The sequence below is a fragment of the Gammaproteobacteria bacterium genome (genome assembly GCA_029882975.1).
In the GTDB taxonomy this organism is placed as follows: Bacteria; Pseudomonadota; Gammaproteobacteria; order SZUA-152; family SZUA-152; genus JAJDNG01.
Map to the genome: position 1 here is coordinate 1 of JAOUJW010000017.1, position 14184 is coordinate 14184.

At 46.5% G+C, this 14184-nt stretch carries 10 protein-coding genes; 2 read left to right on the forward strand and 8 right to left on the reverse strand.

Going from position 1 to position 14184, the window contains the following annotated elements; all coding sequences use genetic code 11:
• The 3 genes from OEY58_13220 to OEY58_13230 all read right to left on the reverse strand — a co-directional run.
• On the reverse strand, positions 1-456 hold a 456-nt coding region (locus tag OEY58_13220), incomplete at its 3' end, for a hypothetical protein (GenBank protein MDH5326415.1).
• Between the two features lie 280 nt (positions 457-736).
• On the reverse strand, positions 737-2221 hold the full coding sequence (locus OEY58_13225; GenBank protein ID MDH5326416.1) for an FMN-binding glutamate synthase family protein: 1485 nt from the start codon (positions 2219-2221) through the stop codon (positions 737-739).
• 199 nt (positions 2222-2420) lie between these two features.
• On the reverse strand, positions 2421-3452 hold the full coding sequence (locus OEY58_13230) for a cytochrome-c peroxidase (GenBank protein MDH5326417.1): 1032 nt from the start codon (positions 3450-3452) through the stop codon (positions 2421-2423).
• A gap of 591 nt (positions 3453-4043) precedes the next feature.
• On the opposite strand from OEY58_13230, the gene OEY58_13235 reads away from it, so the two are divergent.
• Complete coding sequence (locus OEY58_13235) at positions 4044-4259, forward strand: acetyltransferase (protein MDH5326418.1); 216 nt, start codon at positions 4044-4046, stop codon at positions 4257-4259.
• A 92-nt stretch (positions 4260-4351) separates the two neighbouring features.
• Here OEY58_13235 and OEY58_13240 read toward each other — a convergent pair whose 3' ends face one another.
• On the reverse strand, positions 4352-4933 hold the full coding sequence (locus tag OEY58_13240; GenBank protein MDH5326419.1) for an HNH endonuclease: 582 nt from the start codon (positions 4931-4933) through the stop codon (positions 4352-4354).
• Positions 4934-5450: 517 nt separating this feature from the next.
• Between OEY58_13240 and OEY58_13245 the strand changes: the two genes are divergently transcribed.
• Positions 5451-5753: a hypothetical protein gene (locus OEY58_13245; protein MDH5326420.1), complete on the forward strand. Its 303-nt coding sequence runs from the start codon at positions 5451-5453 to the stop codon at positions 5751-5753.
• Positions 5754-5782: 29 nt separating this feature from the next.
• On the opposite strand, the gene OEY58_13250 is transcribed toward OEY58_13245, so the two are convergent.
• The 4 genes from OEY58_13250 to OEY58_13265 all read right to left on the reverse strand — a co-directional run bounded on the left by OEY58_13250 (position 5783) and on the right by OEY58_13265 (position 14175).
• A complete protein-coding gene (locus OEY58_13250; protein ID MDH5326421.1) occupies positions 5783-7834 on the reverse strand; it encodes a tetratricopeptide repeat protein in 2052 nt (683 codons plus the stop codon).
• A gap of 152 nt (positions 7835-7986) precedes the next feature.
• On the reverse strand, positions 7987-10821 hold the full coding sequence (locus OEY58_13255) for a HEAT repeat domain-containing protein (protein MDH5326422.1): 2835 nt from the start codon (positions 10819-10821) through the stop codon (positions 7987-7989).
• Positions 10822-11173: 352 nt separating this feature from the next.
• Positions 11174-12949 (reverse strand): hypothetical protein, encoded by a 1776-nt coding sequence (locus tag OEY58_13260; protein ID MDH5326423.1) that lies wholly within the window; start codon positions 12947-12949, stop codon positions 11174-11176.
• A gap of 185 nt (positions 12950-13134) precedes the next feature.
• A complete protein-coding gene (locus OEY58_13265) occupies positions 13135-14175 on the reverse strand; it encodes a formate dehydrogenase subunit gamma (GenBank protein ID MDH5326424.1) in 1041 nt (346 codons plus the stop codon).
• Between the last annotated feature and the right edge of the window lie 9 nt (positions 14176-14184).

Below are 14184 nucleotides of genomic sequence, written 5' to 3' on the forward strand. Positions count from 1 at the left end.
AATTGATGCTGCCCCTTGACGGATTTCTTCCGAATCGTTGGATTCCTCAGGTGTCTCTTCGATTTGATGACGTCGGCTTTCCACGACGCGATCAACCGTTTGACCGGTCAAAATAGCAAAACCGGAATTGATGGCTGCGGAATTTTGTTCCGCTGAACCGTTTTGTACCCCGACAGGTACTAAATTCAATTTTCTAAGCAATGCTTCCAACTGTGAAAATCGCAATGCTTGTTCGGCATCCTGGGTCTGCTCCAGGTCAATCACCACAGGAGCATTTTTAAAAAAATCGAGCGCCGTGGACAAACGCAAATTCAGTTCGTTTTCGATGAGATCCAAATCGGTACTGCTGAGTTTCAGAATGGGAAGAGTAAATACCGAGCCCTTTAGAGTAACGGCTGGTCCGCTTCGTTCCGGCAATCTTGATGCGCTGGATTGATCCGCTTGTACTGTTTCCATATTGACTCTAAGAACCGTTCTCCACTAGCTCCAATGTAGCAACCCCTTAAACGAGATCTCACTGACGATCTGCTTTGAAGAGTGACCCCTGATACAGGCTGGTCAATTATTAACCAGTCTGTCAACCTCAACCGGCGCATCATAACCAAAGCAGCGCTATAGTGCGAATGTTTTTCGATTAGCACAACAGCAACATTCGGCATTCTGTTCCCGATGACATTCTGCTTAAGTGTAGCACGGCTGGGCAAAAATCAATACTCGTGCTATAAATTAAGGCCTGCTATACATTGGCATAAGCCTCCTCCAAGCTGATGGAGCGGCCATTCTCTGTGACTATCCGCGCGTGGATACGCTGCAATTCTCTGGGCTCGCGCACTCCGCAGGAATGAGCAATCACCCCGACTTCGTGTTCCATACCTTTGGCATAGTTCATTACACGTATGGCTTTGTGTTCCGGATCCAATCCTTTTTGTAAATGACGATCATGGGTGGTAATACCGGTAGGGCAGGTGTTTTGGTTACACTGCAGCGCCTGAATACAACCTAAGGCAAACATAAACCCACGCGCAGAAACCACAAAGTCTGCACCGCAACACAATGCCCAGGCCACGTCGGCCGGGGTTATCAATTTTCCCGAAGCGATCAGTTTAACTCGCTTCGATAAGTCATATTGCCGCAGTTTATTGGCCACCAACGGTAAACTTTCCTTGATGGACAGCCCCATATAATCCATTAAACTCATAGGGGCGGCTCCCGTACCCCCATCAGCGCTATCAATAGTGATAAAGTCCGGAGCGGACTCCTGCCCACGATTGACGATTTCAGCAAATAATTCGTCCAGCCAACCGTAGGCGCCAATGACGACTTTAAATCCCACAGGCTTACCGCTGAGTTGTCTAACTTTGTGGATCATGTCTAATAATTGATCAACTGAGCCGATATCCGGATGGCGGTTAGGACTAATGGAGCTTTTCCCCACCGGTATCCCTCGAATGTGTGCCACTTCATCGGTTACCTTTTGACCAGGCAGTATGCCTCCCTTACCCGGTTTAGCGCCTTGACTGAGCTTGATTTCAAACATTTTAATCTGGTCATTATCACCCAGTTCGCGTAGTTTCGCCTCACTTAGCATACCGTTCTCATCACGAACACCATACTTGGCTGTTCCGATTTGAAACACCAAGTCAGCCCCACCTTGTATATGATAAGGAGACAATCCCCCTTCCCCCGTGTTGAGCCAACAATTGGCCATTTTTGCACCATGTGATAAGGCCAGCACCGCAGGTTTTGAAATGGCACCATAACTCATACCGGAAATATGAAAAAATGCTCGTGGAGAATAGGGTTTTCGACTTTGGGGCCCGATAGTCACCGGCGCAACCGAAGCCGTATCCAAGCCCAATAGGGGAAACGGACAATTCACAAACAAAATGGTGCCGGGATGTTTCAAATCGCGGGTAGAACCAAACGCTGTGGTATTCGGTAACGCTTTTGCCGCCCGGTAGACCCAACTGCGTTCTGCACGATTGAATGGCAGCTCTTCCCGGTCCATAGCAAAAAAATACTGCCGGAAAAAAGTTCCCAAACGTTCAAACAGGTAACGAAACCGGCCGATCACCGGATAGTTTTTACGAATAGCTTGTTTGGTTTGGGTGATGTCCCGAATATATATCACTGCCACCAACAAAGCCAAAGAGCCGACCAAAGCTATAAACAGTGTGGCGAAATACAACAGAATGTTCAGTACCGTATCTGATTCCAACATAAAGAATTCCGTTTGAGTAACTCCCAGGTGTCGCTTATAAACATAGCCCCATTTTTGTCAGCCGCACGGTTTAACTGGAATAAATTTGTAGTTTTTTAACAAGCTGACGAAATTTTTCCAAGCATAAAAAAAAGGCGCACTCTCGTGCGCCTTTATGAGGAACCTCGCGGGTTCCATCGCTGATTTAACGGTTTCCCACTTAGTTAACCAGAGAGGTATTAGGCGTATCGGGCAATCGTGGCATAGTGATTTTCGGAAACTTACCGGTTAAACTGTTCAGAAATGCGACAATTTCACCTACCTGCTGTTCCGTTAAGTCTTTATTAAGCTGTGTCTTGGCCATGACTTTAACCGCTTCGTCCAAAGATTGCACAGAACCATTGTGGAAGTATGGGGCTGTGACGGCCACATTACGCCAGGTGGGAACACGCCACATGTTTTTGTCACTATCTTTATTGGTGACCGAATACAACCCCAGATCTGCCATCAAGTTATATTTCTTGTCGTAGTTACTGCCTGAGAATGTGGGAAATTTTTGAAAAAACCCTTCTCCAACTTTTAAGTTCTTAGGACCGGAGAAATTGGGGCCTGTGTGACAGCTGGTACAACCAATATCTTTAACCAATTTCATACCTGCCTTGGCTTTCTTGGATAAGGCTTTTTTATCGCCACGCATATATCGGTCGAACTTGGAGTCCGGGGTAATCAACGTACGCTCAAACGTGGCAATTGCCTTTGCAAGGTTATCGTACGTTACCGGATCTTTACCACCAAACACCTTCTTAAACTGTTTGACGTATCCTGGAATTCCTTTAATTCTAGCCACCACTTCATCGGCAGACGGCATACCCATTTCAATGGGATTCAGAATCGGACCTTTAGCCTGATCTTCCAAAGAAGCGGCACGTCCATCCCAAAATTGAGTGGATAAAAACGCTGCGTTCCATACGGTAGGTGCGGAACGGCCCCCTTTTTGTGCATCAACACCCACAGATACCGGACGGTTATCCGTACCGCTGGCCATGACATTGTGGCAAGAATTGCAAGATACAGTACCGTCTTTTGATAAACGGGGATCAAAGAACAACTGTTTACCCAATTCTATCTTTGCTTTAGTAATAGGATTGTCTTTTGGTGCGGGTGCTTGCTTCGGCAATGCCTCAAAGGCCCAAGCTTGAGAGGTCAGTAGCGCTGCGCAGAAAAACAAAATTGTTTTTGACACAATTTTCATTAATTAATCTCCTTGTATTATTGTTACTGGTAGTTCCAAATAAATGTTTGTAGTACCACATTAAGGAACCTCTGGCTGACTACACAATGTTGACCACGCAATGATTTTCAGTCTGACCTAAACCCTAAGCATTGCTGTTTGCAAGCAACGCCTTTTGTAAGCAGCGGATTAATTGCATCAAAAGCATAGTTGCACGGGAGATAGAAATAGATGTACCGAAGGCCATTTTAGACGGTTTCCCTATAGTCAATCAGAGGTTCCCTAAGTTGATTGATAAAACCAACAAACTGAGCAAACCCATTATATATGAACCTTAGACATAAACAAAAACTTCTTTAGTACTGTTGCGCAAATAAACAAACACATTAGTCCACCATTAAAAACATCCCTATTGATTTTGACAATTATCAATTTGCACAGCCAGTTTATACTTCCTATATCAGTTTAAACTGTCGTGTACACGACACGTGTTCGGGATAAGTTGTACAACAGTTAAGCAACACCATCCTGGACCCCGGTCCAGATTGCGGCTACACTTTTTAATGGATCACTTGTGTTTTTTCTCTTGGCATATTTGCTAAGGAGCAAACCATGTACATGAAAGACACCCAAAGTGGCGACTTGGTGGAAGTACTGAATTTTCAGGAACTCATCGATCCCACCCAAGCCAACATCCATGGACGGTTTCATTGCGGCGAGGAAGTGCAGGAACCCGAATTGTTTTCCAAGCAACAACTGTCTTTTCCATCCAATGAACCCATACCGGTTTGCTGGGTAAATCCGTACTACAAAATGGCGGCTCATTAGGACGAGGCTGAATATAACAAGAAAAAAGGGACTGGCAACATACGCGCTCGCGAGAGCGAGGGGTTGGGCTTGCTCAAACAAAAATCCGTGGATTAAAACAAGAACTGTTTCAGTTGACTGTTTTTTCCAAAACGAGCAACCAAAAATGTTTGCTGGTCGGTAATGATGCGGCGATTTTGTAAAAACAAATATTCCGCTTTATTTGGTACATAAGGCACCGCCAGCAGTTTCTTACCACATTCTTCCGGAAGACGGCTGCCTTTCAGATTGTTACAACGACAACAAGCCGTCACCACATTCTCCCAACAGTCTCTACCGCCTCGACTAATGGGGATGATGTGATCCCGAGTTAGCTCGGAATGTCGAAACTGTTCACCGCAGTACAGACAAATATGACCATCACGCCGAAATAAAGCTCTATTGGTTAAATGAGGAACAAAGGAATGAAGCGAATGATTTTTAACCTGGGCGCGGGTTAAGAGGATAGAACCCACTTCGATCACTGAGCGGCGTTGAGTTCTTGCATTGATGCCACCGCGAAACACAAAGTTCTGCGACCCCAGATTAGCAATCACCCGGTCATTGGTATATAAGCGAATTGCTTCCTCATGATTGATCCAACGATCCGGATTACCGGCCTTGTCCAGCTTTAGAATAAGCGGATACGAACTCATAAATCACCTCAGTGTGTTTGCAGTACCTTATGCTATAGCGTTTACCTTCTTGTTACAGCCATCCATAAGCCAATTAGACAGTTTTTTAAGTATAAATTCAGTTAACTAGGAGTTTCATCGGTAAATTAACCGAAAGCCACAGAATCATACTTAGTTTATCGGCTTCTAAACAAATATTCTAAAATTACTGGGTCATAGCCCGGCTCTCCACCCGCTATTCAGCTGATGGGGACGTCCGCTTTTAACCTACGAATTCCATAGTGATACTATCAGTTTTATATAGGCCTTGTATCTAAAATATTATTTACCGTACATAATCAATTACTTATAAGATATTCGTATAGCTGGATAAATAATTCCTGAGGCAGTATTGCTTTTTCCTGACCTATCCTAGAGAATGATCCAACATTACAATTGTTGATTTTTGTCAGCTTTTTCCTACTCGATCGGGTCAAAACTAAAACAATCCTAAAAGTCGGGCGTAAATGACCCGCTTTGGATGCAGGGGGATTAAATCATGGGTTTCTTAAGCAAGCTGTTTTCATCCGGAGGAAATAACTCCGAACCGGTTGCAAAGCCAAAAGATTTCTTAGAATGTTTGAGTATTGTGAGAGCCTGGTCTTCACGCGCCGCAATCGATCCGGACTTCGACATGAATGATAGGAGCTTAAATATCGCCTTGAACACACCGGTGACCTGCCCCTACTGCAACGCTCATTATGCTTTTGGTCAGGCCGTACACTTCTCCGGCGCGTCCATGGAAGTCCAATGTCCTTCATGCAAAACGAAACCACGTCAAGGTTACCAAAACAGCAATTGAGCATTGTGCTTACATAAGCGCGAAACGATTTACCGCCCTGCTTGCCCTTGAATCATTCGAGGATTTAACGTCGTAGACTTATTTCGATCGGATTCTGCCATACTCAGATTGTTCTTCAGCAAATGCACGCCGGAGCGATTGAAAAAAGCTTCTGCGTACGATGGGTCCAATGCGATTGCCTTGTTAAAATCTCGAATCACTTTTTCCAGATCAGCTGAATTCATTTGTGCCGCCACCGCACGGTTGTTATAGGCATCGGCATAGGATGGATTGAGTAAAATCGCTTTGTTGTAGTCCCTAATTGCCGGTTTCAACAACCCGACAGCTTGCTTGGCCGCACCCCTGTTGATGTATGCCGTATCACTGTCGGGATAAAAGTAAATGACTTTGCTGTAGTCTGCAATGGCTTTTTCATATTGCTCCAAGGCTTGATATGCCAGTGCCCGGTTAAAGTAGGCTTGAGCATATTCCGGCTCAATGGAAATAGCCTTGTTAAAATCTTGTATCGACTCCCCTGCTTTACTGGTACTTAAATAACAGGCACCCCGATTTACATAGGCGACGGCAAAATCCGGCTTCAAGCGAATGGCTTCGGTAAAATCGCCAATGGCACCTACCCAATCCTGCAATAATTGCCGCACAGTGCCCCGATTGTTAAATGCCATGAAATAATCTTTCTGAAACCGAATCGCTGTATCGTAATCCTCTAAGGCTTTATCATGATCACCGACAACCTGGTAAGCAATGGCTCGGTTGAAATAGCCACTGGCATGATCAGGGTTGATGAGCACGGCACGACTGAAATCGTCTATCGCTCCGGTGTTATCCTTGCGCTCTAATCGGGTGACGCCCCGGTTGATATGGGCGTCAAACTCATTGGGAGAGATTTTGATAGTCTGATTGTAGTCTTCCGCCGCACCGACGGGATCGCCTAACAATTGACGAATCAATCCTCGGTTATAATATGCATCGGCATCATTGTGTGCGACGGTAATTGCGTTGCTGAAATTGTTAAGTGCGCTGCGCAAATCACCTTGCGCGTGATTTAATTTACCCAGATTGTAATAAGCAACATTGAGACCCGGTTCAATTTCCACCGCCTTGTAGTAATCGACATACGCACCTTTTACATCTTTTAATTCTGCCCGTATATTGGCTCTGTTGTTAAACGCTACAGCATTTTTTCGATCCAACTCAATGGCGCGATTGAAATCCTGTACGGCTTGACTCAAATCACCGGCCAACTGATGAGCAACACCACGATTGCTGTAGATATAGGAACTACGGTTTTGCTCCATCTGCAACACTTTTGAGAAGTATTCAATTGCCTTACCGGTGTCCATTACGTCCTTCTGCAAGTACAACCAGGCCATACTAAAGTACAATTCCGGGATCAACTCTAGCGCCTCGGAAGATTTAGCTAAACTCAGCGTCTTATGGTAAAAGTCTAATGCAGTTTCGAAGTGTCCGCCTAAGTAATACACTTGGGCCAAGATGAAACTGGCAAATAAATCGGCATGCTTTTGATAATCGGCAAGATTTAACTCCAACAAAGCGGCAGGAGAACGTAGCTGGGTGCGATGCCTTTGTCCTTTTTCAAACTTAGCGATACTGAACATGTCAACGTGGGGGTGATAGACACTGAGTTGGACAGACTGATCGGATCTCCTACCCCACACCACAATAGCCGCATTATATCTTTGAGCCAAATCTTCCGCAGATTTGGTGTGTAAAACACGGCTCTCACCACGGTAGATAAGCTCCGGTCCGGCCACACCATTGCCCTCTGCCGCACGAAGTATGGCATTTCCCAATACCTGGCCCAAAGCAACACTGTTGGCATCTACTGTAGTGCCGGTGGAAATCCCGGCCAATACCAAAGGTGTCACCGCTGCGGCATGGCGCCCGGACTCCGGCGACACCAGGGTATCCGGTATGTTTAATTCCATATCAAAACGACTATACATATAAACGGTTAATGCTGAACACACGAACAGGACGGGTACCAACAACAGTAACCATTTTAAGGACGGCGGTGAGCGTTTGGTGTGGTAGTCGCTCAGAGAATTGATAGGATCCATAGCGTTATTTTCCCGCTATGCGGAGAAAATATAAAGTGTGAATAATACCGCGGTCCACTGTTATTTTTATTTTAATAACATACAGTTAGGATTGAGCACCGATTTTTGCCTATGGCAGTCCGGAGTGTGACAAAACATCGGGGACCTTTTGATCACATTTCTCCCCAAACAACCGGTTGTGCACCACGGCGGTTGGGGTGAACCTTTTCCCCTTTTTGTAAAGCCCAGTTAACTGAAGCCTTGACTAACAAATCATTCCCGCAGTTTAAGTAGGCTTCGGCCATATCGAGATTGCCAAGACGATTCAAGGCACTTACCAAACTATTGACCATTTCGTCTTTGCCCAGTCCGATAATAGCAAATGCGGCGTTTTCGGCTCTCGCATAGTCGTTCGATTCCAGATCCTTCAATAGCACAGCCTCTGTGGTTGGCCAATTTGCCAGTAACTCACCTTTGGCTCGTTTCGCCACTTGAAAGTGCACCAGCTCCTCATCGGATCTTGGTGTCCAGTTTATGGAATCGAGCACGATTCCCGCCTGCTTGCCTATATACCAATCCGGCAGTACAGGAATCATATGACTCAGCGCATCTTTGCCCATTTCTTTTATGGCCGCCGTGGTAGCCAATAATACTTCAGCCTGGTCGTTGAGGTTTTTTTCCTGTTTGGATTCTTCCATATACTGTAACAAAAAAGGAATGGAACGCGGATCCCGCAGCCCCCCCAGTGTTCTGGCTATCTGTAATTTAACCGGACTGTCCTGTTTGGACATTTCCTGCATAAGTGCATCCACAGCAGCCTGCCCCACATCCAAGCATTTACTCCATTCGCGATTAATAACGCAGGACCAGCCTTGCTGCTTTTCGTCTTTAGGTTTCCAATCCATACTCAACAGTGCTTTGCCGGCGGCCACACGAACGCGATTCACTTCGTCGGATTCCACCCGTAACAACAACGCATCAACTGCTTGCCGGCTACCTATCTTGCCCAGAGATTCTGCAGTTTTTTCTCGAACACCTTCATCAAAATCGCTTAAGGCTTTGACCAATAAATCGGCGCTACGAGGGTCTTTGGCATCACCCAATACTTCCACGACTGCCGTTCGCACTTTAGGATCTTTATCATTTATAACATCCATCATGGGTTCAATCGCTCGATGATCCTGGAAAGCCCCCAGAGTTTTGACCACATATTCGCGCACGTGGGCATTGTTGGATTTCAGCGCATGAACCAAAGGCGCAATGGCTTTGGGATCTTTAATTTTTTTCAAGGCTTCGGCGGCCGCTTCGCGCACATCAGCTTCCGGGTCCTCCAGTGCCTGTATCAACGGAATGGTGGCTTTCGGATTTTTCATTTCTCCCAAAAGGCGTGCCGCCACCACCCGGACATTGCGATTATTATCGCCCAATGCGGATATGATGGGATTCAGCACTTTACTCCCGCCTGCCTTACCTACCGAATCCAGTTCTTTCTGTAATACGACGCTCGCCTCTTCGCGTACTTGTTGACTGCTGTTGTCTAATGCCAACATGAGAGCGGGTATAATTCCAGCGCTTTTAATCCGGCCCAAGGCTTTCACGGCTGCCAAGCGTACCGATTCGGATCCATCCTGCAGTGCATCAGACAGCGGTTTAACAGCATCCTCGTCTTTGATAGCCGCCATAGTCTCGACGACGCGAATTTTAATATTCGAATCTATGCTGTCAGATTGTAGTTGCTCTGCCAGAGGGGCGATGGCAATGTTACCCAAGGCAATACATTGATCCCATTTTCTTTGCGAAACGCAAAACAGGGCTTTTTGCCGGTCATCTCCCGGCTTCCAGTTCAACTGCTTTAAAGCATCCCCCACTTCTTTGCGTATATCACTATCCGGGTCCGTCATCGCCAGCAACAAGGGCTGGATTGCAATTTTACCCAGCGCCACACATTTGTCCCATTCCCGTAGCGCAGCACAGTAGCGTGCCTGGTCCATTTCAGATTCCGGAAACCAAAACAACTTACCCAAAGATTCCGCCGCCGCAAAACGAACTTCCGAATCCTGATCATCCATCGTTTTAATCAGAGGCTTTACCGAATGGGCACTGCCTGCCTCTCCCAGCGCCACAGCAATGCCATAGCGAATGCGCGGATTGCTATCCGTTAATCGTGTAATTAAGTGTTTAACCGTTTTTAAGTCCGTGAACCGACCCAACGCTATGGCCGCTTCTTCACGGACATCCCGACGCTCATGGTTTAATGATTGTATTAGGGGATCCACCGCACGGGGATCATTGATCGCACGAATGGCGGTGCTGGCTGCATCACGTACTGCTTTTGAACTGTCATTTTGCGCTTCGATGAGCGGTACAATCGCGGTGTGGTGTTTCAATGTACCTAATAAACGAGCCGCAATACTGCGTATATAGGCGTCTTCATGTTTTAGTGCAGCTAGAATGGGTTTATGGTGTGACGGATCGTTCATTTGCGCAACAACCGTCACGGCCTGCTGCAAAGCCAGCAAGGCACCGTCGGAGATCTTAATATCGCCTTCAGTCAGGCCATTAAATAACACATTAAAATAACGCAAATCTCGAGATTTGGTTAAAGACACGACAGTATCATTCAAACTCTTGGATGCCGACTCGCTGACAAATTTTGCTTCATCACCAAGCGCGCCCAGCAAAGGCTTAACGGCCAAATAATCTTTTAATTTCCCTAAAGACCGAGCCGCGGTTTCTCGTTCCACCCAACTGCTGGAATGTAAGGCGTCGGATAAGGTTTTTACGGCACGCGGATCTCTAAGACGACCCAAAGATTCCAAAGCCAGTAAACGCTCTCGCTTGTCGCCCGAATTTGCAATATCAACAATTTGTTCCACATTTCGATTGGATTCATAGCGCTTAATTTTGGTTTTTGTTGCTAATTTTGCCGGGCCGGAGCCACACGCGGAAAGCAGAAAAACCACACACAGAATCCAAGCAAACTGTACCGTTTGAACCGAACGTGTCATTCCCTTAAGCTGTAATGCGAACCTCAACAATCTGTCCCCCTATCAATTCAGATCCCCGGTGTGAATACTCATTGCGAATTCGGAAAAACTGCCAGGACAACTGGAACAGGCCACCGGCCAACTCTCGCGGTAGCCAATTAATGATGTCTGTGAAATTGGTGGAGCTTATAGGAACAATCGAGTCACCCTGAATGCGCCTACATCCTGCATCGATCCCCGAACAGAACGGCTCCTAAACTGAGTATGCACGTTGGCACATTATAAAACAATAAGTTACAAATGCAAAAAAACTACTTCAAACTTCACGAAAATAGTTTTATCCAATTGTTTTTAATAGTCTTTTTTACCTCGATTACGGGCTTTTCGGTGATTTGACCGGTTGACTTCCGGCACTGTTGCCCGGGATCTCCAATACCTGTTGCAATTGAGATTTCTCCTCAGCCAGTTTCAAAACCCGTAAAATCCGACTTTGCAAATCGGCAACGACCTGACGAATCTCGCAATCTTTAAACAATCCGTTTCTATACCAGAACAAGGCTTGTTTGTAATCAGCATCAACCAATATACCGTTTTCGTACATATCGCCAATTTCCCGATCGGCAACACAGTTACCCAGATCCGAAGCCAGCAAAAACCATTTTAGTGCTTCTGCACGCGTTTGCTCCAAGCGGGTATCGTCCAACTTTGCTTTAGCAAGGCGTTTGTACCTGGAAGCATTCATCAACGCTGAAGAAGCCCGCTCACGCTCATCACTCTGTCCATACATCAAGGGATGTTCTTCTTTGAAACGACCTAATTTTTCGTATTGTTGTGACCAGTAGCCCTGATTATACATTTGCGACAACGTACGATGAAACACCGGCCACAAACGTTTGCTCTGTGTTTTGTCCAGTTTTTCGGCATTGATAATCCAATCGCGCTTGAATGTGTTCCAATTCATGGATGCCGGCCATTTCGCTGTGGGAACCTTGTTTCGATAAAACCATTGACGCTTATTAATAAAAACGTCCCGCTCATCAACCAACATTAATGAAATCAAATGGGGATCCTGACATCTCGACTTTATAAAACCCAGTTCGGATTCCACCGCTTTCAATGCCTCGGATTCCGGGTTGTAGTTGTTATAATCCATCCCCAAAATGTTGAGCTGCGTCCTTGCCAGCCAGTAACGCAGACGGCATTCTTGCGCCAGTGGAATATTGTTTTTTGAAATAGCCAGTTGAGTGCGTATCGTTTCCAAGGAGCGGGTGTATTGGACTTGCAGTAATTTAGCCTCAGCGGGACGTACAGAAATCCGTTGTTGAAAGTCCAGCACCTCGCTTATAGAGAAGGCACTGAGATTGTTAATAATCATTGTCTCCACAATATCCCCAACGGCTGCCATGCTCGGTTCCTTGGTAGCAGTCGCATCCTTGGGTTTGTCGGTGTCCGCGCCGGTCTTAACGGCGTCGGGTTTTGTGATTTCGGGTTTACCTATGGCGGAGTTTGCATCCGGAGTGTCTGGCCCGGCTTCAACAACACCCGCATTGTTGTTTGTAATTGCACTGGTTTGCATGGTAATGGAAATTTCCCCACCTTCCAGAACCTTGAATAAGGGACGGGATATGACTTGCGTTTGGTACCCGGTTTTAACAAACACGTAAACCACCGGTGGCGGCCCCACTCGCACTGCCCGATGTAAACTGTTCGTCTCCAAACGTTCAAATACCTTACCCTCGCTATTGCTAATCCCTACCACACGAACGCGATCATCGGGGGTATGAATCAAAAAATCCCACTGAGCCGCCGGATTCATTTGCAACAAATATAACAAGCCCGCTTCTGCCAGCGTTTTGTTGGGTTTGTTCACGGTATATTGGCCGGATAAGTCCATCAGCCGTGAACTGATGATCAATACACCCGGAAGTGCTTTGCCGTCAGAGCCTGTAACACGAAGGACAGCATCACCTTGGCGTGAGTTTTCCGGGCTGGGCACCACTTTTCGTTGCTCTACCTCTGTGGTTTCCTCGGAGGTATCTCCCGGCTCCTCGGTGGTGGCACAGGATACCAGCGTTACTATAATAGCCGTCGACCACAGAGTGAGGAGTAGTCTGCAAGTCCGGCTTTTTATAAGGTTGATCAAACTCATAGTTCCTGCGCGAAAAATCCGATTTGGCTAGCCCCGATTATAACCGATACAGCACAATCGTGCAGACTGCTGTTTCTCCCGGATAGAGAAAACAACCGTATTGAACTGAAGTTTGCGATTATTGTCAAAGGACACCGCGAGGTCCAGACGGTACCTCGCGAAACTTGGCGCTGGTCAGGGAAAGTTTAGGTGGGAGGAGTTTTAGCCTGATCTTTGACCTGTTCATACCACAGATCATGATGCTGTTTAACCCAATTACTGTCCACTTCTCCACTTACCATGGCATCCAAAGCCCCCTCGACGCCAACTGAGGCTAAATAGACGTGGACAAAGAAAAATCCTATGACAACCACTGCGCTAATACTGTGAACCCAGTGGGCGTCCTGCATTAATACGCGTCCTTGTTCAAAATTTGGAAAGTCCAACACCAAACCACTGCCACTCAAAACCAAGCCGCCTAATACTGCCACCCAAAACCAGGCTTTTTGACCGGCATTGAATTTACCGGAACTGGGGTGTTCCCCGCCCAGATAGCCTCCTGCTTTAGCGAACCACGCTCCGTCCACCTTCATATTAAACACACTGTCTTTGACAAAATACAAAAACAGTAAGATAACAGCAATGATAAATACCGGACCCAGATAGTTGTGCAACAACTTGCATAACGTGGCGGTAACCGCAAAACCTTCCGGACCCAGTATGGGAATCAAAACCCAACGACCATACAGCAAAATTAAACCCGTTAACGCCAAAATGACAAACAAACCGGCAGCAAACCAATGAACATAGCGTTCGGCTTTTGTGGTTCTTTGGATGGTACTACCGGTTTTGGAACCTTGGATTTTTATTTGACCCACGACCAGATAGTACACTACAAACGCCAGGATAATCGCACTGAAAATTATACTGCTGTAAGGCACCAAGGTATCTGACCGATACTGACGCCACTCTTCGCCCTGCGTGCTGATGAGGACACCCCGCTCGATGCCCTGGATCTGAGTCTGTCCTTCTACGGCACCATCACGTTGGCGTATATCACGCCAAAGTTGAGCACCCGGATTGGGATTGGTAACTCCCTCTGTCACGGCTTCTATGGCGTAGGGAATTAAAGGCAGTATAGCCAGACACATCATCACTAAAAATGTGTTACGTATTACTCTCCGTGAGAGACCTTTACGCCTGATACCTTTATCGGGCGTACGATTCACTTCACTCATTGTATGCATGCCTGTCCA

Excerpts from the sequence above, each read along its gene's own strand:
- OEY58_13260 (MDH5326423.1), bottom strand. The coding sequence starts at position 12,949 with ATGAGTTTGATCAACCTTATAAAAAGCCGGACTTGCAGACTACTCCTC.
- OEY58_13265 (MDH5326424.1), bottom strand. The coding sequence starts at position 14,175 with ATGCATACAATGAGTGAAGTGAATCGTACGCCCGATAAAGGTATCAGG.
- OEY58_13245 (MDH5326420.1), top strand. The coding sequence starts at position 5,451 with ATGGGTTTCTTAAGCAAGCTGTTTTCATCCGGAGGAAATAACTCCGAA.
- OEY58_13225 (MDH5326416.1), bottom strand. The coding sequence starts at position 2,221 with ATGTTGGAATCAGATACGGTACTGAACATTCTGTTGTATTTCGCCACA.
- OEY58_13235 (MDH5326418.1), top strand. The coding sequence starts at position 4,044 with ATGTACATGAAAGACACCCAAAGTGGCGACTTGGTGGAAGTACTGAAT.
- OEY58_13255 (MDH5326422.1), bottom strand. The coding sequence starts at position 10,821 with ATGACACGTTCGGTTCAAACGGTACAGTTTGCTTGGATTCTGTGTGTG.
- OEY58_13240 (MDH5326419.1), bottom strand. The coding sequence starts at position 4,933 with ATGAGTTCGTATCCGCTTATTCTAAAGCTGGACAAGGCCGGTAATCCG.
- OEY58_13250 (MDH5326421.1), bottom strand. The coding sequence starts at position 7,834 with ATGGATCCTATCAATTCTCTGAGCGACTACCACACCAAACGCTCACCG.
- OEY58_13230 (MDH5326417.1), bottom strand. The coding sequence starts at position 3,452 with ATGAAAATTGTGTCAAAAACAATTTTGTTTTTCTGCGCAGCGCTACTG.